We start from the raw sequence: 17,722 nt of genomic DNA, 5'->3' as shown, positions 1-17,722 counted from the left end.
TCACGACTCCTGGTGGGAGAGGGCTCGAACGGTGCGGGACGGGCTCGGTCGGCCCAGGTGCGCGGCCATCCAGACGCTTGTGGCGACCAGACGGCCGAGGTCGACTCCGGTGTCGATGCCGAGGCCCCGCAGCATCCACACGAGGTCTTCGGTGGCGAGGTTGCCGGTGGCGGACTTGGCGAAGGGGCAGCCGCCGAGACCGCCGGCGGAGGCGTCGACCGTGGTGACGCCCCGCTGGAGCGCGGCCAGCGTGTTGGCCAGGGCCTGGCCGTAGGTGTCGTGGAAGTGCACGCCCAGCGCGGAGACCGGCACACCCGCTTCGCTCAGCGCGGTGAGCAGGGCCGTCACATGGCCCGGGGTCGCCACCCCGATGGTGTCGCCCAGGCTCAGCTCGTCGCAGCCCATCTCCAGCAGGGACCGGCAGACCCGCACCACCTGGGGGACCGGGACGGGGCCCTCCCACGGGTCGCCGAAGCACATGGAGAGATAGCCGCGGACGTGGACGTCGCTCGCCTTCGCCCGGGACACCACCGGCTCGAACATGGCCAGTGCCTCGTCCACCGTGCGGTTGAGGTTGGCCTTGGCGAAGGACTCCGTGGCGCTGGCGAAGACCGCGACGCGGCGCGCGCCGAGCGCGAGGGCCCGCTCCAGGCCGCGCTCGTTCGGCACCAGCACCGGCAGCTCGACGGGCAGGTCCGCCACCTCCGGGAACAGCTCCTCCGCGTCCGCCAGCTGGGGGACCCACTTGGGGTGGACGAAGCTCGTCGCCTCGACGGTGGTCAGGCCCGTGCCGGCCAGGCGCCGGATGAACTCCGCCTTGACGGCCGTCGGCACGGTCGCCTTCTCGTTCTGCAGCCCGTCGCGCGCGCCGACCTCGTGGATACGGACGCGGGCGGGCAGGCCCTCGGCCGGTACGGGCATCGGGAGGCCCAGTTCCGGTGCGTTCATGCCGTCTCCTCCGCTGCGTCGTCGGTGGGTGCGATGACCGCGAGCACCTGGTCCATGGCGACGGTCGTGCCCGGCGCCACGTCCAGCTCGGCGACGGTGCCCGCGTGCGGGGCGGAGATGACGTGCTCCATCTTCATCGCCTCCACCACCAGCAGGCTCTGCCCGGCGCTCACCTCGTCGCCGACGGCGACCTTCACCACCGTCACCGTGCCCGGCATCGGTGCGGTCAGCGAGTCGGCGCCCGCGTGGGCGGCCCGGTCGAGGGACGCGGCGACCGGATCGTGGTCGCGCACCTGCCAGGCGTCGCCGTCGCGGCCCAGCCAGTCGGCGGCACGGTGGAAGGTGTGCCGGACGCCGTCCAGGGTCACGGCGACCTGGTCGTCGGTGACGGTGTGGGCGCCGCGCGGCGTGTGCGTGACGGGTTCGAGTCCCGGTGCACGCAGCGGGAAGGAGACCGGCTTGGGCTCGCCGCCGGTGCGCCAGCCGCTGGGCACCGAGAACGGGTCCGTCCAGCCCTCACCGCGCGGGCGCAGCGCCTCCAGCCGTACGGCCGCCGCCGCCTCGTACACCTCCTCCGGTACGCCGGTGGCGACCAGGCCGTCGACCTCGCGCTCCACCAGCCCGGTGTCCAGCTCGCCCGCCACCACCGCCGGGTGCGCGAGCAGCCGCCGCAGGAACCCGGCGTTGGTCTGCACGCCCAGGGTGACCGTCCCGGCCAGCGCCGCCCGGAGCCTGCGCAGCGCGGTCTCCCGGTCGGGGCCGTACGCGATCACCTTGGACAGCATCGGGTCGTACAGGCTGCCGACCTCGGTGCCCTCGCTGAGCCCGGAGTCGGTGCGCACACCGTCGCCCTCGGGCTCGCGCAGCCGCAGCACCGTGCCGCCGGAGGGCAGGAAGCCGCGCGAAGGGTCCTCGGCGCACAGGCGGGCCTCGATGGCGTGCCCGGTCAGCCGTACGTCCTCCTGCGTGAACCCGAGCCGCTCGCCGGCCGCCACCCGCAGCTGCCACTCCACCAGGTCCAGGCCGGTCACCAGCTCCGTCACCGGGTGCTCGACCTGGAGACGGGTGTTCATCTCCATGAAGTAGTACTGGGAGGGGTCGCTCCCGGGGACGATGAACTCCACCGTGCCCGCGCCCCGGTAGCCGCAGGAGCGGGCCGCCTGCACGGCCGCCTCGCCCATCGCCGCCCGCGTCGCCTCGTCCAGCAGGACGCTCGGCGCCTCCTCGATCACCTTCTGGTGCCGGCGCTGGAGCGAGCACTCGCGCTCGCCCAGGTGCACCACGTTGCCGTGACCGTCGGCCAGCACCTGGATCTCGATGTGCCGGGGCCGGTCGATCCAACGCTCCACCAGCAGCGTGTCGTCGCCGAAGGAGGCGCGCGCCTCGCGGCGGGCGGCGGCGATCTCGTCGGCCAGCACGGCCGCGTCCCGCACCAGCCGCATGCCCTTGCCGCCACCGCCCGCCGACGGCTTGAGTAGCACCGGGGTGCCGATCTCGCGGGCGGCGTCGGCGAGCTGCTCGTCGGTGAGCCCGCTGCCGCTGGAGCCGGGGACGACCGGCACCCCGGCAGCCCGCACCGTCTCCTTGGCCCGGATCTTGTCGCCCATCAGGGCGATGGCGTCGGCGGACGGCCCGATGAAGACCAGCCCCGCCTCCTCGCAGGCCCGCGCGAAACGCGCGTTCTCGGCGAGGAAGCCGTACCCCGGGTGAACCCCCTGTGCCCCCGTCCGGGCCGCCGCCTCCAGCAGCCGCTCCACGGACAGATAGCTCTCCGTCGCCGGCGCCGGGCCGATCCGTACCGCCTCGTCGGCCTCCCGCACGTGCCGTGCGTCCGCGTCGGCGTCGGAGAAGACCGCCACCGAGCGCACGCCCATCGCGCGCAGGGTCCGGATGACGCGGACGGCGATCTCGCCCCGGTTGGCGACGAGCACGGTGTCGAACATGCGCGGCGTCCCGTTCGTGTTCTGCATGGGTCCCCTCCTCACATCCGGAAGACGCCGAACTGGGGCTCGCCCAGCGGCGCGTTGGCACACGCGGTCAGGGCCAGGCCCAGCACCTGCCGGGTGTCGGCGGGCTCGATCACGCCGTCGTCCCACAGGCGGGCGGTCGCGTAGTAGGCGTTGCCCTGCCGCTCGTACTGGGCGCGGACCGGTGCCTTGAAGGACTCCTCCTCCTCGGCCGGCCACTCCTCGCCGCGGGCCTCCAGCTGGTCCCGCTTGACCGTGGCCAGCACGGAGGCGGCCTGCTCGCCGCCCATCACGGAGATCTTGGCGTTGGGCCACATCCACAGGAAGCGCGGCGAATACGCCCGCCCGCACATCGAGTAGTTCCCCGCGCCGTACGACCCGCCGACGACCACCGTCAGCTTCGGCACCCGCGTGCACGCCACCGCCGTCACCATCTTGGCGCCGTGCTTGGCGATGCCACCGGCCTCGTAGTCCCGGCCCACCATGAACCCGGAGATGTTCTGCAGGAACACCAGCGGGATGCCGCGCTGGTCGCACAGCTCGATGAAGTGGGCGCCCTTCTGGGCCGACTCGGAGAACAGGATGCCGTTGTTGGCGACGATGCCGACCGGGTGGCCGTGGATGCGGGCGAAGCCGGTGACCAGGGTCTGCCCGTACTCGGACTTGAACTCGGCGAAGCGGGAGCCGTCCACCACGCGCGCGATGACCTCGCGGACGTCGTAGGGGGTGCGGGAGTCGACCGGCACCACGCCGTACAGCCCCTGCGGGTCCACCTTCGGCTCGACCACGGGCTCCACACCCCAGGGGAGCGCGCCGCGCTCCGGCAGGGTGGAGACGATCTGCCGCACGATGCGCAGGGCGTGCGGGTCGTCCTCGGCGAGGTGGTCGGTCACGCCGGACACCCGCGCGTGGACCTCGCCGCCGCCCAGCTCCTCGGCCGTGACCACCTCACCGGTGGCCGCCTTCACCAGCGGGGGTCCGCCCAGGAAGATCGTGCCCTGGTCGCGGACGATCACGGCCTCGTCGCTCATCGCCGGGACGTACGCGCCGCCCGCCGTGCAGGAGCCGAGGACGGCTGCGATCTGCGGGATGCCCGCGCCCGACATCCGGGCCTGGTTGTAGAAGATCCGCCCGAAGTGCTCGCGGTCGGGGAAGACCTCGTCCTGCATCGGCAGGAAGGCGCCCCCCGAGTCCACCAGGTACAGGCACGGCAGCCGGTTCTCCAGCGCCACCTCCTGCGCCCGCAGGTGCTTCTTCACGGTCATCGGGTAGTACGTGCCGCCCTTGACGGTGGCGTCGTTGGCGACGATCACGCACTCCCGGCCGCTGACCCGGCCGAGGCCGGCGATGACGCCGGCGGCCGGGGCCGCTCCGTCATAGAGCCCGTCGGCGGCCAGCGGCGCCAGCTCCAGGAACGGCGAGCCCGGGTCGAGCAGTGTGTCCACGCGGTCGCGCGGCAGCAGCTTGCCCCGCGCGGTGTGCCGGGCCCGCGCCCGCTCGCCGCCGCCCAGCCGGGCCGCCGCGAGCTTGGCGCGCAGTTCCTGAACGAGGACGGCGTGCGCCTCCTCGTTGGCCCGAAAGGCCTCCGACGCGGGATCCGCCGCCGTCGTCAGCTCCGGTGCCTCGTGCATCCTGCGGTCCCCTCACCCGATGGTCGATCGGTCGATCGGTTAATGAGCGTTAACGCATTTTCCTTCAGGTTAACGACCGCTAACCGCCCTGTCTAGAATTGGTCCCATGGCCACCAGAACCGACGCCCCCACCCGCCGCGAGCAGATCCTCAAGGAGGCCGCCCGGCTCTTCGCCGAGCGCGGCTTCCACGGGGTGGGCGTGGACGAGATAGGCGCCGCGGTCGGCATCAGCGGCCCCGGCCTGTACCGGCACTTCCCCGGCAAGGACGCGATGCTCGCCGAGCTGCTGGTCGGGATCAGCGACTCGCTGCTGACCGGGGCCAAGCGGCGGCTGGCGGAGGCGGACGGGGCGGCCGGCTCCGAGGCGGTCCTCGACTCGCTGATCGAGGGGCACATCGACTTCGCGCTCGACGACCGCCCGCTCATCACCCTGCACGACCGCGAGCTGGACCGCCTCCGGGACGCCGACCGCAAGATGGTGCGCCAGTTGCAGCGGCAGTACGTCGAGCTGTGGGTCGGGGTGCTCCGGGAGGTCTACCCGGCGGCCGCCGAGCCCGCCGCCCGCTCCGCCGTCCACTCCGTCTTCGGTCTCCTGAACTCCACCCCGCACCTGGGCCGCCCCGGCTCCCTCCCCGGCCGCGCGGTGACGGCGTCCCTGCTGCACCGGATGGCGCGGGGGGCGTTCGCGGCGGTGGGGGAGGCGTAGGGCCCCTCCGGCGGCAGGGGGAGTGACGAGGGTTACCCGCGTCCCGGTCTGGACGCTCCTCCCTACTCACCGGTACCGTGAAGTCTGAGCAAGCGCTTAGATATTCGTACCCTGGAGGTGGCGCGGTGCGCCGTACGGTGTTCAACGAGGACCACGAGGCGTTCCGGGAGACCCTCCGCGCCTTCATCGAGGCCGAGGTCGTCCCCGTCTACGACGACTGGTTCGCCGCGGGCCAGGCGCCGCGCGAGTTCTACTACAAGCTCGGCGAGCTGGGCATCTTCGGCATCAACGTGCCCGAGGAGTTCGGCGGCGCCGGCATGGACAGCCACAAGTTCGAGGCCGTCCTGTACGAGGAGACCGCCCGCGCGGGCGTCCAGTTCGGCGGCTCCGGCGTCCACGTGCTGCTCGCCCTGCCCTACATCAACATGCTGGCCACCGACGAGCAGAAGAAGCGCTACCTGCCGAAGTTCGTCACCGGCGAGGAGATGTGGGCCATCGCGATGACGGAGCCCGGCACCGGCTCCGACCTCGCGGGCATGAAGTCCACCGCCAAGCTCTCCGAGGACGGCACCCACTACGTCCTCAACGGCGCCAAGACCTTCATCACCGGCGGCGTGCACGCCGACCGTGTCATCGTCTGCGCCCGCACCGCCGCGCCCACGGCCGAGGACCGCCGCCACGGCATCTCCCTGTTCGCCGTGGACACCGAGTCCGAGGGCTACTCGGTGGGCCGCAAGCTCGACAAGCTGGGCCTGCGCACCTCCGACACCGCCGAGCTGGCCTTCGTCGACGTCAAGGTCCCCGTCGAGGACCTGCTCGGCGAGGAGAACAAGGGCTTCTCCTACCTCGGCCACAACCTGGCCTCCGAGCGCTGGGGCATCGCCTTCGGCGCCTACGCCCAGGCCAAGGCCGCCGTCCGGTTCGCCAAGCAGTACGTGCAGGACCGCACCGTCTTCGGCAAGCCGGTCGCCCACTTCCAGAACACCAAGTTCGAGCTGGCCGCCTGCCAGGCCGAGGTGGACGCCGCCGAGGCCGTCGTCGACCGCGCCACGGAGGCCCTGGACGCCGGCGAGCTGACCCCCGCCGAGGCCGCGTCCGCCAAGCTGTTCTGCACCGAGGTCGCCCACCGGGTCATCGACCGCTGCCTCCAGCTGCACGGCGGCTACGGCTACATGAACGAGTACCCGATCGCCCGCCTGTACGCGGACAACCGCGTCAACCGCATCTACGGCGGCACCAGCGAGATCATGAAGTCGATCATCGCGAAGAACATGGGCCTGTAAACCACAGGTCATGAGCGAAGCACTCCAGTCCCTCCTCGACCTGCTCGACCTCGAGCGGATCGAGGAGGACATCTACCGCGGCCGCTCCCGGTCCGCCGTCGTCCCCCGGGTCTTCGGCGGTCAGGTGGCGGCCCAGGCCATGGTCGCCGCCGGTCGTACGGTCCCCGAGGACCGGCACGCGCACTCCCTGCACGCGTACTTCCTGCGCCCCGGCGACCCCGGCGCCCCCATCGTCTACAACGTCGAGCGCCTGCGCGACGGCCGCTCCTTCACCACCCGCCGCGTCGTCGCCGTCCAGCACGGCAAGCCGATCTTCACCCTGTCGGCGTCCTTCCAGACGTACGAGGAGGGCCTCGACCACCAGGCCCCGATGCCGCCCGCACCGGACCCAGCGACCCTCCCCACCGGCGAGGAGCGGCTGCGGAGCTATCCGCACCTGCCCGCCGAGACCGTCGAGCGCTTCCTGGAGGCGCGCGCGGCCGTCGACCTGCGCTACGTCGACGACCCGCCCTTCGGCGACTTCGGCACCCCGCGCGAACCGCACTCCCAGGTGTGGTTCCGCACCAACGGCAAGCTCGCGGACGACCCCCTGCTGCACGTCGTCCTCGCCACCTACGTCTCCGACATGACCCTGCTCGACTCGGTCCTGCTCGCGCACGGCCGCGGCGGCTGGGCCGTCGGCGACGTCGTCGGGGCCTCGCTGGACCACGCCATGTGGTTCCACCGGCCCTTCCGCGCCGACGAATGGCTGCTGTACGACCAGCAGTCGCCGTCCGCGTCCGGCGGCCGGGGCCTCGGCCAGGCCCGCATCCACACCCAGGACGGGCAGCTCGCCGTATCGGTCGTCCAGGAAGGTGTGGTCCGCGTCCCTAGGGAACACTGAGGGGCATGGCGGACACCGGGGACACGGCGGAGGCGGAGAAGAACGGCGACAGCACCTTCACGGTGCTCGTCGCCGCCTTCGCCAATCTGGGCATCGCCGTCGCCAAGGCGGTGGCCGGCGTGATCAGCGGTTCCAGCGCCATGCTGTCCGAGGCCGCGCACTCGGTCGCGGACACCGTCACCGAGGTACTGCTGCTGACCTCGCTCAAACGCAGCGTCCGCCCCGCCGACGAGGACCACCCCCTCGGCCACGGCCCCGAGCGCTACATCTGGGCCCTGCTCGCCGCCGTCGCCACCTTCGTCGGCGGCGCCGTCTTCTCCCTCTACGACGGCATCCACACGCTCACCCACGGCGAGGACCTCGGCGACCCGCTGGTGTCGTACATCGTCCTGGCCGTCGCCTTCGTCCTGGAGGGCTACTCGCTGCGCACCGGGCTGCGGCAGGTCCGCGGCGAGGCCGACCGCCACCGGGTGTCCTTCGGCCGCTATCTGCGCCGCACCCCCGACACCGCCGTGAAGGCCGTCGTCATGGAGGACTCCGCCGCCCTGGCCGGCCTGCTGCTGGCCGCGGGCGGGCTGCTCGGCGGCCAGCTCACCGGCTCCGGCGTCTGGGATGGCGCCGCCTCGCTGTGCATCGGCGCCCTGCTGCTGTACGTCGCCTGGGTGCTGGGCCGCTCCAACGCCGAGTTCCTCGTCGGCCGCCCGCTGCCGCGCTCCGTGCGGGAACGGATGCGGGCGGAACTGGTGGCCGTCGAGCACATCGAGGCCGTACTGGAGCTGACCACCCTGGTGCAGGGGCCGCGGGAGGCGCTGGTCGCCGCCAAGGTCGACTTCCGGGACGTGTCGACGGCGGCGCAGATCGAGTGGGCCTGCGAGCGGGCCGAGCAGCGGCTGCGGGAGGAGTTCCCGATGGTGCGCCGGGTCTACCTGGACCCGACGCCGGGCTTCGCGCAGCGCCGCTCGGAGGGGCTGAACCCCTGGCCGTAGGGGCGCGGGCTACTTCAGCCCGGCCTCCGTCAGCAGGTACGCCGTCATCGGGTCGTAGTAGCGCGGGCTGACCACGTGGTCGTCCAGCGGCACCGCCACCTGGAGGGTGCCCTCGGACTCGGCGAGGAAGAGGGCCGGGTCGTTGCAGTCCGCGTAGCCGACCGAGTCCACGCCGTGCTGGGCGGCGTACCCGGCCCAGCCGTGGTCGGCGACCACCAGGTCCGGCAGCGGACGGCCCGCGCGCTCCAGACCGGTCAGGATCGCCTTCATCGGCTCCCCCGAGTGGGTGTGCCACAGCGAGGCCCCGTGCTCGAGCACCGAGACGTCCGCGAACTGCTGGACGTACCCCTCCTCCGTGGTCAGCCCCTCCGGGATCACCACGATCTCGCAGCCCGCGGCCCGCAGCGCGGCGGCCGTCGCCCGGTGCACGTCGAGCAGCCCGCCGGGGTGACCGGTCGCGAACAGCACCCGCTGCCCGCCGTCGGCCGCCTTGCGCAGCCGCCCCGCCATCCGCTCCAGCGCGGCGACGGTCAGCTCGGGGTCGATGGTGTCCTGCCCGTAGCGGTGCTCGGGGTCGTCGTTGACGCCGACCCGCTCCGCCATCACCGCGAGCACGTCCTGCTCGTCGTTCCAGCGGTCGCCCAGCTCCAGACCGAGCCAGAAGCCCCGGTCGCCGTTCGCCAGTTTCCGGTAGTGGGAGAGGTTGTTCTCGCGGGGCGTGGCGACGTCGCCCGCGATACGCGTCCTGACGAGGTGCTCGGCGAGTTCGGCGCGGCTGGGTGTCCCGGGTATCGGCATGGCTCCATTGTGAGGCAGCCCCGGTCCGGACAGCAGCCGGTCCCGGCGGGATAGCCGATTCCACCAGTCCCCGGCGCGCGTATGGACGGAATGTACATGTCGCGGCGGCAATTGGGCCATCTAGTCTGCGACGACCGGCTGCCCCGCTCACCAGTACAGTCGGACGGCAGCAGTACATACGCGACGAAGCGTAAGAAGGAAGGCAGTACATGAGCAGCAACGAGACGCCCCGCGGTCCCGTCGACTCCTCCCGGATCCCGCGGTACGCCGGGCCCGCGACCTTCGCCCGGCTCCCGCGCCTGGACGAGGTCGGCGCCGCCGACGTCGCCGTCGTGGGCGTGCCGTTCGACTCGGGCGTCTCCTACCGGCCCGGCGCCCGCTTCGGCGGCAACGCCATCCGCGAGGCCTCCCGCCTGCTGCGCCCCTACAACCCGGCGCAGGACGCCTCTCCCTTCGCCCTCGCCCAGGTCGCGGACGGCGGCGACATCGCCGTGAACCCGTTCAACATCCACGAGGCCGTCGAGACGATCGAGGCCGCCGCCGACGACCTCCTGGGCACCGGTGCCCGCCTGATGACCCTGGGCGGCGACCACACCATCGCCCTCCCGCTGCTCCGCTCGGTCGCCAGGAAGCACGGCCCCGTCGCCCTGCTGCACTTCGACGCCCACCTGGACACCTGGGACACCTACTTCGGCGCCGAGTACACGCACGGCACCCCCTTCCGGCGCGCCGTGGAGGAGGGCGTCCTCGACACCTCCGCGCTCTCCCACGTCGGCACCCGCGGCCCCCTGTACGGCAAGAAGGACCTCACCGACGACGAGAAGATGGGCTTCGGCATCGTGACGTCGGCGGACGTCTACCGCCGCGGCGCCGACGAGGTCGCCGACCAGCTGAGGCAGCGCATCGGGGACCGCCCGCTGTACATCTCCATCGACATCGACTGCCTCGACCCCGCCCACGCCCCGGGCACCGGCACCCCCGAGGCCGGCGGCATGACCTCCCGCGAGCTGCTGGAGATCCTGCGCGGCCTGGCCTCCTGCAACCTGGTCTCCGCCGACGTCGTCGAGGTCGCCCCGGCCTACGACCACGCGGAGATCACGTCGGTGGCCGCGTCCCACACCGCCTACGAACTGACCACCCTCATGTCCCGCCAGATCGCCGAGGCCCGTTCGAAGTGACCCACGACCACGACCTGGAACTCCGTCCGACCGCCGCCCAGACGGAGGCCGCGCTGAATCCTCCCCCCGGACGCATCGGCGGAGACCTGGTCGTGGAGACCCTGGCCGCCCTCGGCGCGACCACCGTCTTCGGCGTGCCCGGCCAGCACGCCCTCGGCGTGTTCGACGCCCTGCGCCGCTCCGATCTGCGCTACATCGGCCTGCGGGTGGAGAACAACGCGGGGTTCGCGGCGGACGCCTACGGCCGGATCACCGGCGAGGCGGCCCCGCTGCTGCTGTCGACCGGCCCCGGCGCGCTCACCTCCCTGGCCGCGCTCCAGGAGGCGCGGGCGGCCTCCGCGCCCGTCCTCGCGATCAGCAGCCAGGTCCCCACGGCGGGCCTCGGCGGCGGACGCCACGGCTACCTGCACGAACTCCCCGACCAGGCCGCCTCCTTCCGGGGCGTGGTCAAGTCCGTGCACACCGCCCGCACCCAGTCCCAGATCCCGTCCGCCATCGCGGAGGCCTGGGTCTCGGCGCTGACCGTCCCGCACGGCCCGGTGTGGGTGGAGATCCCGCAGGACGTCCTGCTGGCCCGGACCCCGGTCCCCGTGGTGACGGGCGGCGACACCTTCCCCGAGGAACTGCCGCCGCGCCCCGAGCTGACGGCCGTGGCCGCCGACCTGCTCACCCGCGCCGAGCGCCCGGCGATCATCGCGGGCGGGGGAGTGGTCCGCGCGGACGCCGCCAAGAAGCTGCGGCAGCTGGCGGAGCGGCTCCAGGCCCCCGTCGTCACCACCTTCGGCGGCAAGGGCGCGTTCCCCTGGACCCATCCCCTCTCCCTCCAGTCCTGGCTGGAGGACCGCCACACGACGGACTTCCTGGAGGACGCCGACGTCCTCCTCGTGATCGGCTCGGGCCTCGGCGAACTCTCCTCGAACTACCACACATTCGCCCCCCGCGGCCGGGTGATCCAGATCGAGGCCGACCTCGGCAAGCTGGAGTCCAACCACCCGGCCCTCGGCATCCACGCCGACGCCCGCCTCGCCCTCCAGGCCCTGCTGGAGACGGCGGGGGAGCGCACCGACTCGGCCGCCCCCGAGCGGGTCCGTGGGGTACTGGACCGGGTCCACGCACGCATCGCGTCCCAGGGACTCACCCTGGAACAGGACGTCCTGGCCGCCGTACGCGAGGCCCTCCCGCCCCGCGCCCCCTCCTTCTGGGACATGACCGTCCTGGCCTACTGGGCGTGGTCCGCCTTCGACGCGAAGGCCCCGGGGACCATGCACTCCGCCCAGGGCTCCGGCGGCCTCGGCTACGCCTTCCCGGCGGCCCTGGGCGCCGCTGCCGCCGACCCCACCCACCCGGTGCTGGCCGTCTCCGGCGACGGCGGCGCCCTGTACTCGGTCGCCGAGCTGGCCACCGCCCGCCAGTACGACCTGAACGTCACCTGGCTCGTCGTCGACGACGGCGGCTACGGCATCCTGCGCGCGTACATGACCGACGCCTTCGGCACTCCGACGGCCACGGCGACGGACCTGCCCGGACCCGACTTCGTCGCCCTGGCCGAGTCGTTCGGGGTCCCCGGCGTGCGCACCAGCCCCGAGACCCTGGAACGGGACCTCGCGAAGGCCCTGGCGACGCCGGGCCCGTCGGTCGTCGTACTCCCCGCCGTCCTGCGGATGTTCGCGCCGACGCACACGGACTGAAACCCTGTGCCGCCGGCCGCCCGGGAGCCTAGGATCGGGAGCCGGCCGTAGGGGGGACCGTGGATCCGGAGATCGCCGCACTGGCGGGGACGGCGGGCACGACCGTCGTCACGCTGATGGTCACGAACGCCTGGGAATCGGCGAGGGACGGCATGGTCGCCCTGTGGCGCCGTTTCCAGCCCGCCAGGGCCGAGAGCGTCGGCGAGGAGCTGGAAGCGGGCCGCGAGGAGCTGCTCCTCGCACGTCGGGCCGGCGATGACGAAGCCGAGGCCGGGCTGACCGCCGAATGGCAGGGACGCGTACGGCGCCTGCTGCTCGCCCGCCCCGAAGTCGCCGACGAACTGCGTATCCTCCTGGACGAGTTGGCGCCGTCGATGCCGGAGGAAGCGGACGCGCGCTCCGTCCACCTGCGGGCCCGCGCGTCGGGCAGTGCCCGGATCTACCAGGCCGGGCGCGACCAGCACATCACCGAACGATGAGCGTTCCCGGGCCGATGGAGGGCCGCGCCTCGGGCAGCGCCCGGATCTACCAGACCGGTGGCGACCAGTACATCGAGGAACACGTCCACCACTGGGCCCCGGGCTCGGCGCCGCTGTTCGGACACCCGTGGACGGGCCCGGCCGAACCCCGCGAGGCCGCTCCCGACTCCGTCCGCATGCCCCTGGTCGGTCGCGCGCCCGGTGTCCTGCGGGACCGCACCGACCTCATGGAGCGCCTGCGGGCCGCCGTGGCCGGGCCCGGCGGCGACATCCAGGTCCTGCACGGAATGGGCGGCTGCGGCAAGACGGCCGTCGCCCAGGCCCTGTTCACCGAGGCCGTACGGGACCACGGTCGGGTCGGCCTGTGGGTCAACGCCTCCGAACGCGTCTCCCTGCGCGCCGGCATGCTCGCCGTCGCCGGTGACCGCGGTGCCGCGGCCGGCGAACTGGCCGCCGCGGCCGGCGGCCGGCGTGCCGCGGCCGACCTGGTCTGGCACTACCTGGACCACTCGGCACAACCCTGGCTGCTGGTCCTCGACAACGCCGACGACCCCGCCATCCTGGAGGAGGGCTCCTGGCTGCGTCCGAGTCCCTCGGGCACGGTGCTGGTCACCACCCGCCACGCGAGCTCCGCGCTGTGGCGCGCCCCGGCGACGAGCAGCCACCGGCTCGGGGTGCTGCCCCTGGAGGACGCGACGCTGGTCCTGCGTGACCTGGCTCCGGACGCGGGCACGCGGGAGTCCGCGCGGAAGGTCGCCCGGCGCCTGGGCTGCCTGCCGCTGGCGCTGACCCTGGCCGGGGCGCATCTGGCCCACCAGCTGCTGGAGTCGTGGTCCATGGACGAGTACGACCGGAAACTGACCGAGGAGTCCACGGCCCTGGTCGACCGGGGGGCAGCGGCGACCGGCGGCGGACAGTCCCGCCATCTCGTGGGCCGTACCTGGCAGCTGTCGCTGGACAGCCTGGCGGACGGCGGCCTGCCGGAGGCGACGGCCCTGCTGCGGCTGCTGTCCTTCTGGGCGGCGGACCCCGTGCCGCTGTCCCTGCTCATGCCGGCGGCCCAGGGCGGGGTCGGTCTCGGACACCTCGATCCGCCGCTGGCCGCGCCCCGGGTCGAACCGGCCCTGCGCGCACTCCTCGACCACTCGCTGATCGAGATGGTGGAGACGGACGGGCACCGCTGTGTGAAGGCCCACGGCGTCCTGCTGGACAGCGTCGCCGCGGGCGTGCCCGACGCGGAGCGCGAACTCCTGGCGGCAGCGGCGGGCCGGCTGCTGCGGGCCGCGCTGCCGCAGGAGGGCGCCGCAACGTCCCGGGCCCGCTCCCTGGTGCGGCTCCTGGCACCGCACGCGACCGGCCTGCTGCACCGGTCCCGTCGCCACGACCTGGTGACGGCGGAATCCGTACGGCTCGCGGTCCGTCTCGCGCGGCTGGTGTACGAGGCGGGGGACTGGACCGCCGCGCTGGCCCTGGCCTCCACCGCCGCGAAGGCGGCGGCGGAGCACCTGGGGGGCGAGCACCCGGCCACCATCGAGGCCCGATCGGGCCAGGGCACCGTCCTGTTCCGGCTGGGCCGGTACGTCGAAGCCGCCGACCTGCTGCGACCGGCCCACCAGGACGCGCTGCGCACGCTCGGCCCCCATGACCCGCGCACCCTGGACGCCGCCTACGAACTGCAGCGGGTGCTGCACCGCCTGGGCGACCTGGCGCAAGCGCGTACGCTGCTGGACACCGTCGTGGACGGCCGCCGCCGGGCGCTAGGCGAGGACCATGTCGCCACCCTCAAGGCCCGCTGCGAGATGCTGGAACTCCGTCTCGCGCAGGATGAGTTCGACGGTTACCCGACGGCGGCCGGGGAGCTGGCGGGGGAGTGCGAACGCCGTCTCGGCCCCGAGCACCTGGTGACCGTGTGGGCGCGCGACGCGCTGGCGCGAGGGCTCCTGCGCGCCGGCCGGGGCGCCGAGGCCGAGGATCTCTTCCGCCGGGTGCTGGCCGGACAACGGGCGGGGTACGGGGACGACCATCCCCTGGTCCTCGGGGTGCTGATCCAGCTCAGCCGCGCCCAGTACGCCCAAGGCAAGCGGGAACAGGCCCTGGAGAGCGCGCGCGAGGTGGCCGACGGGCGGGCCGCGGTCCTGGGCGAGGACCACCCCGAGACCGTCGCGGCCCGCGCCTGGTACACCGAGGTCCTGGCGATGCCGCCCGCGCCGGACGATCTCGTGGGCCGAGCGTCTACCAGATCGACTCCACCCACTCCGGGTGGTCGATGAACGGGTTGCGGTTGTGCTGGTAGTCGTCGTAGACGACCTGGTTGCGGTGCTCCTCGAAGGCGTCCGGCGGGTCCTCGTCGTTCCACGCCTTGAGCACGGAGAGCTTGCCGATGTACGGGGCGCTGCCGTTGTCGACCCGGCCGTTGACCTCCAGGTCGGCGAAGCCGTCGCCGCCCTCGTAGCGGACCGCCATGTAGAAGATCATGCGGGCCACGTCGCCCTTGACCGCGTCGCGGGGTTCGAAGGAGTCGGAGTCGGTGAGGCTGCCGCCGCCCTCGCTGACGGCGCTGCCGCCGTCGTCGAAGTCCTTGTTGCCCCGCACGCTGTTGACCCGGACGTCCGAGGGGCGCAGGTGGTGCAGGTCGGTGCCGGGGCCGGTGGCGGTGCCGAAGTCGCCGTGGGACTTGGCCCACACGTGCTCGCGGTTCCAGTCGCCGGTGTCCCCGCCGTTGAGTGACTTGCTGCGGGAGACGCCCGAGTAGAGCAGGATCACGTTGCCGGTGTTGTCCGGGTCCTCGTCGGTGGCCTTCAGGGCGTCCCAGACCGCCGAGTACGACAGCTTCGTCTGGTCGCTGATGATCGTGTGGAGGGACGACTTGAGGCTGGTGCCCGTCTTGCCGATCGCGTCTTTGTAGTACGTCGCGTCGTAGTCCGTGTTCGTCGTCGTGGTCGCCGTGGCCGGGCTCGCCGTGAGAGAGGGCGCGGCGAGACCGGCGAGGACGGCCGCCGTGGCGAGGGCCGCCGCTTTCCGGCGCCGGGTGCGTATCGCGAGCATGTGGGGTGTCCGATCTACGCGTGTGGAACGGAGTTGTGGGACGAGCGTGACATGGACATGTTGGAGACGGGGTGGACGGAGGGTGTCGATTGCGTGACGGTGGCCCCCGGCCGTGAGGGGCGGGGGCCACCGGGGCGGGTGCGCCGTGGGTCAGTTCACGTCCGCGGGGTCCAGCCGGTAGACGGCCGACGTGCTCTCCGAGGTGGCGGACGTGTCGGACGTGGCGGATGTGTCGGAGGGGGCGGTGCCGCCGTACCCGCTCGCCTCGACGGCGGTGCCGTGTGCGCGGATCCACTGGGTCACCTCGGAGGCGGTGCCGGACCAGCCCCACATGGAGATGACCGGTTGGCCGCTGCCGAGGATGAGCTGCGCGGCGCTCTGCGAACCCGACACGGCCGGCAGCCACGTGGCCCCGCCCTGGTGCTTCGTCAGGTAGGCGGTCAGTTCACCGCTGCCGGCGCCTCCCATGCCGCCGCCGTGGCCATGCTCCATGGGCACCGGCTGTGCTCAGTCCAGGGGCAAGCCGTGCATCCCGTGCGGGGGGACGCGCGCCGAGCCGGGGCATGCGGTCGCGCTGCGCGCGGAGGTCAGCCGAGCAGCCGGGGCAGGACCCCCTTGAGCGTCGCGAGCTGGGCGCGGTAGCCCGCGTTGAACTCGGCCAGTTCGCGCACGCCGAGGTTGTGCCCCAGATCGCCCTCCTTCAACGGCACCATGGCGGGCATCGCGCCGAACACCTCGGCCATCGCCTTCGCGTGCCGGCCCTTCTGGACGGCGGTCACGAGGTCTTCGAAGAGGTCGAGCTTCAGTGCCTGGATACGCCTGCGCGGACTGTCCTTGTCCTTGAACTCGTCCCGCACGGTCGGCTTGGGGCTGCCGTCGGGATCCGCGATGAACTTGAGCACCCGCAGCGTCGCGTACAGGCGCCCGGCCAGCCTCTGACCGCTTTCCTTCTGCTCTGACATGAAGCATTACTTGCCATCCCGGCGCCCCCGCATCCCAGCTTTCGAAAAGCGGTCAACTTCCGTCCATCCTCCCGCCCTAGGCTGCCCGGTATGCGCCCGAGAATCCTCCGTACCGCCCTCGCCGCCCTCACCGCGAGCCTCGCCGCGGCCGGCTGTCTGACCGCCGCCGCTCCGGCCACCGCCGCGCAGGAGCGGCCCCCGAGGAACGCCTGCTCGCCCGCCGTCTCCCTCACCGGCTTCACCGACGCCCTCGACAAGACGACCTACGACGGCACCTACGTCGGCAACCTCTCGGCCCTCGCTCCCGGCCGGCGCGGCTCCCTGGCCGCCCTCTCCGACCGCTCGGAGCTGTTCCGGTTGGACGCGCGGACTCTTGAGCCGCGCGGTGTGGTCACGCTCGCCGACGAGAAGGGCGCCGCGCTCGACTCCGAGGGCCTGGTCGCCGACCGGGACGGCACGTACCTGGTCACCTCCGAGACCGAGCCGTCCGTCCGCCGCTACTCCCGCACCGGCGAGCTGCTCGGCCGCCTGCCCGTGCCGGACGACCTCCGTACGGCCCCCGCGGGACGGGCCAGGGCCAACGGCAGCTTCGAGGGGCTCACGCTCCTCCCCGGCGGCCGGACCCTGCTCGCCTCGATGGAGTACCCGCTCGACGGCGACCCCGCCGACCTGGTCCGCCTCCAGACCTGGCAGCGGACGCGGCACGGCGACTTCCGGCCGGGCGCCCGGTACACCTACCGGACCGATCCCGGCCTCGGCGTCTCCGAGGTCACCGCGACCCCCGACGGGCGCCTCCTCGTCCTGGAGCGCGGCTTCACCTCCGGCGTCGGCAACACCGTCCGCCTCCAGCTGGCCGACCGGCCCGGCCGCGGCACCGCGCTGCACAAGCGGCTCCTCGCCGACCTCGCCGACTGCCCCTCCCTCGGCGCCACCGCACAGCAGCCCCAGCCCAACCCCCTCCTCGACAACTTCGAGGGGATGGCCGTGACCGGCCGCTCCGGGGGCCGCCTGGAGGTCTCGATCGTGAGCGACGACAACCAGAACGCCGTACAGACCACCCGCTTCCTCAGGCTCCGCGTGCGCGCCTGAAACAGCCCCTGAAACAGCCCTCGATTGTTGCGGGGGGATGAAATCCCCGCTCGCCCGTGTTGGTGCCTTCCGGTAGATC

Annotated in this window: 16 protein-coding genes; 9 read left to right on the top strand and 7 right to left on the bottom strand. The window is 73.0% G+C overall.

From position 1 onward, the window contains the following. Genes BZZ08_RS11885 through BZZ08_RS11875 form a run of 3 tightly spaced genes read right to left on the bottom strand, consistent with a single transcriptional unit; the run spans position 1 to position 4,546 of the window. On the bottom strand, positions 1-948 hold the full coding sequence (locus BZZ08_RS11885) for a hydroxymethylglutaryl-CoA lyase (protein WP_104632146.1): 948 nt from the start codon (positions 946-948) through the stop codon (positions 1-3). Beyond that, entirely contained in the window at positions 945-2,891 is a 1,947-nt protein-coding gene (locus tag BZZ08_RS11880; RefSeq protein ID WP_104632199.1) for an acetyl-CoA carboxylase biotin carboxylase subunit, read from the bottom strand. The genes BZZ08_RS11885 and BZZ08_RS11880 overlap by 4 nt, the downstream gene beginning before the upstream one ends. A 38-nt stretch (positions 2,892-2,929) precedes the next feature. After that, positions 2,930-4,546, bottom strand: a complete 1,617-nt coding sequence (locus tag BZZ08_RS11875; protein ID WP_104632145.1) for a carboxyl transferase domain-containing protein — start codon at positions 4,544-4,546, stop codon at positions 2,930-2,932. Positions 4,547-4,652: 106 nt separating this feature from the next. Between BZZ08_RS11875 and BZZ08_RS11870 the strand changes: the two genes are divergently transcribed. From BZZ08_RS11870 to BZZ08_RS11855, 4 genes are all read left to right on the top strand, one after another. Then, positions 4,653-5,252 carry an SACE_7040 family transcriptional regulator gene (locus BZZ08_RS11870; RefSeq protein ID WP_104632144.1) on the top strand — a complete coding sequence of 200 codons (600 nt, stop codon included), beginning with the start codon at positions 4,653-4,655 and terminating at the stop codon, positions 5,250-5,252. Positions 5,253-5,377: 125 nt separating this feature from the next. After that, complete coding sequence (locus BZZ08_RS11865; RefSeq protein ID WP_104632143.1) at positions 5,378-6,535, top strand: acyl-CoA dehydrogenase family protein; 1,158 nt, start codon at positions 5,378-5,380, stop codon at positions 6,533-6,535. A gap of 10 nt (positions 6,536-6,545) precedes the next feature. After that, positions 6,546-7,418: an acyl-CoA thioesterase gene (locus BZZ08_RS11860; RefSeq protein WP_104632142.1), complete on the top strand. Its 873-nt coding sequence runs from the start codon at positions 6,546-6,548 to the stop codon at positions 7,416-7,418. A 5-nt stretch (positions 7,419-7,423) separates the two neighbouring features. Next, on the top strand, positions 7,424-8,404 hold the full coding sequence (locus tag BZZ08_RS11855) for a cation diffusion facilitator family transporter (RefSeq protein ID WP_104632141.1): 981 nt from the start codon (positions 7,424-7,426) through the stop codon (positions 8,402-8,404). A 9-nt stretch (positions 8,405-8,413) separates the two neighbouring features. On the opposite strand, the gene BZZ08_RS11850 is transcribed toward BZZ08_RS11855, so the two are convergent. Continuing rightward, positions 8,414-9,202, bottom strand: a complete 789-nt coding sequence (locus BZZ08_RS11850) for a phosphatase (RefSeq protein WP_104632140.1) — start codon at positions 9,200-9,202, stop codon at positions 8,414-8,416. Between the two features lie 209 nt (positions 9,203-9,411). On the opposite strand from BZZ08_RS11850, the gene speB reads away from it, so the two are divergent. The 4 genes from speB to BZZ08_RS11830 are packed head-to-tail and all read left to right on the top strand — an operon-like array spanning position 9,412 to position 14,817. Further along, the gene (speB, locus tag BZZ08_RS11845; RefSeq protein WP_104632139.1) at positions 9,412-10,380 is read left to right on the top strand and encodes an agmatinase; all 969 of its coding nucleotides are present in this window, start codon (positions 9,412-9,414) and stop codon (positions 10,378-10,380) included. Beyond that, positions 10,377-12,068, top strand: coding sequence for a thiamine pyrophosphate-binding protein (locus tag BZZ08_RS11840; protein WP_104632138.1), 1,692 nt, complete (start codon positions 10,377-10,379; stop codon positions 12,066-12,068). Before speB ends, BZZ08_RS11840 begins: the two co-directional genes overlap by 4 nt. Before the next feature lie 59 nt (positions 12,069-12,127). Next, complete coding sequence (locus BZZ08_RS11835; RefSeq protein WP_104632137.1) at positions 12,128-12,547, top strand: hypothetical protein; 420 nt, start codon at positions 12,128-12,130, stop codon at positions 12,545-12,547. Next, positions 12,544-14,817, top strand: a complete 2,274-nt coding sequence (locus BZZ08_RS11830) for a tetratricopeptide repeat protein (protein ID WP_104632136.1) — start codon at positions 12,544-12,546, stop codon at positions 14,815-14,817. The genes BZZ08_RS11835 and BZZ08_RS11830 overlap by 4 nt, the downstream gene beginning before the upstream one ends. Here BZZ08_RS11830 and BZZ08_RS11825 read toward each other — a convergent pair. The 3 genes from BZZ08_RS11825 to BZZ08_RS11815 all read right to left on the bottom strand — a co-directional run bounded on the left by BZZ08_RS11825 (position 14,780) and on the right by BZZ08_RS11815 (position 16,554). Then, entirely contained in the window at positions 14,780-15,592 is an 813-nt protein-coding gene (locus BZZ08_RS11825) for an endonuclease I family protein (protein ID WP_104632135.1), read from the bottom strand. The two genes, BZZ08_RS11830 and BZZ08_RS11825, sit on opposite strands and share 38 nt — an antisense overlap. 150 nt (positions 15,593-15,742) lie before the next feature. Beyond that, on the bottom strand, positions 15,743-16,084 hold the full coding sequence (locus BZZ08_RS11820) for a hypothetical protein (protein ID WP_133169191.1): 342 nt from the start codon (positions 16,082-16,084) through the stop codon (positions 15,743-15,745). 95 nt (positions 16,085-16,179) lie between these two features. Beyond that, complete coding sequence (locus BZZ08_RS11815; protein ID WP_104632133.1) at positions 16,180-16,554, bottom strand: hypothetical protein; 375 nt, start codon at positions 16,552-16,554, stop codon at positions 16,180-16,182. Positions 16,555-16,644: 90 nt separating this feature from the next. On the opposite strand from BZZ08_RS11815, the gene BZZ08_RS11810 reads away from it, so the two are divergent. Further along, the gene (locus tag BZZ08_RS11810; RefSeq protein WP_104632132.1) at positions 16,645-17,643 is read left to right on the top strand and encodes an esterase-like activity of phytase family protein; all 999 of its coding nucleotides are present in this window, start codon (positions 16,645-16,647) and stop codon (positions 17,641-17,643) included. Positions 17,644-17,722 lie beyond the last annotated feature (79 nt).

This window comes from Streptomyces sp. MH60 (genome assembly GCF_002939385.1).
Taxonomy (GTDB): domain Bacteria; phylum Actinomycetota; class Actinomycetes; order Streptomycetales; family Streptomycetaceae; genus Streptomyces.
This window is presented reverse-complemented; position numbering and strand designations above follow the sequence as displayed.

Excerpts from the sequence above, each read along its gene's own strand:
- BZZ08_RS11860 (WP_104632142.1), top strand. The coding sequence starts at position 6,546 with ATGAGCGAAGCACTCCAGTCCCTCCTCGACCTGCTCGACCTCGAGCGG.
- BZZ08_RS11830 (WP_104632136.1), top strand. The coding sequence starts at position 12,544 with ATGAGCGTTCCCGGGCCGATGGAGGGCCGCGCCTCGGGCAGCGCCCGG.
- BZZ08_RS11825 (WP_104632135.1), bottom strand. The coding sequence starts at position 15,592 with ATGCTCGCGATACGCACCCGGCGCCGGAAAGCGGCGGCCCTCGCCACG.
- BZZ08_RS11880 (WP_104632199.1), bottom strand. The coding sequence starts at position 2,891 with ATGTTCGACACCGTGCTCGTCGCCAACCGGGGCGAGATCGCCGTCCGC.
- BZZ08_RS11815 (WP_104632133.1), bottom strand. The coding sequence starts at position 16,554 with ATGTCAGAGCAGAAGGAAAGCGGTCAGAGGCTGGCCGGGCGCCTGTAC.
- BZZ08_RS11820 (WP_133169191.1), bottom strand. The coding sequence starts at position 16,084 with ATGGAGCATGGCCACGGCGGCGGCATGGGAGGCGCCGGCAGCGGTGAA.
- BZZ08_RS11850 (WP_104632140.1), bottom strand. The coding sequence starts at position 9,202 with ATGCCGATACCCGGGACACCCAGCCGCGCCGAACTCGCCGAGCACCTC.
- BZZ08_RS11875 (WP_104632145.1), bottom strand. The coding sequence starts at position 4,546 with ATGCACGAGGCACCGGAGCTGACGACGGCGGCGGATCCCGCGTCGGAG.
- BZZ08_RS11810 (WP_104632132.1), top strand. The coding sequence starts at position 16,645 with ATGCGCCCGAGAATCCTCCGTACCGCCCTCGCCGCCCTCACCGCGAGC.
- BZZ08_RS11870 (WP_104632144.1), top strand. The coding sequence starts at position 4,653 with ATGGCCACCAGAACCGACGCCCCCACCCGCCGCGAGCAGATCCTCAAG.
- speB (WP_104632139.1), top strand. The coding sequence starts at position 9,412 with ATGAGCAGCAACGAGACGCCCCGCGGTCCCGTCGACTCCTCCCGGATC.
- BZZ08_RS11855 (WP_104632141.1), top strand. The coding sequence starts at position 7,424 with ATGGCGGACACCGGGGACACGGCGGAGGCGGAGAAGAACGGCGACAGC.
- BZZ08_RS11885 (WP_104632146.1), bottom strand. The coding sequence starts at position 948 with ATGAACGCACCGGAACTGGGCCTCCCGATGCCCGTACCGGCCGAGGGC.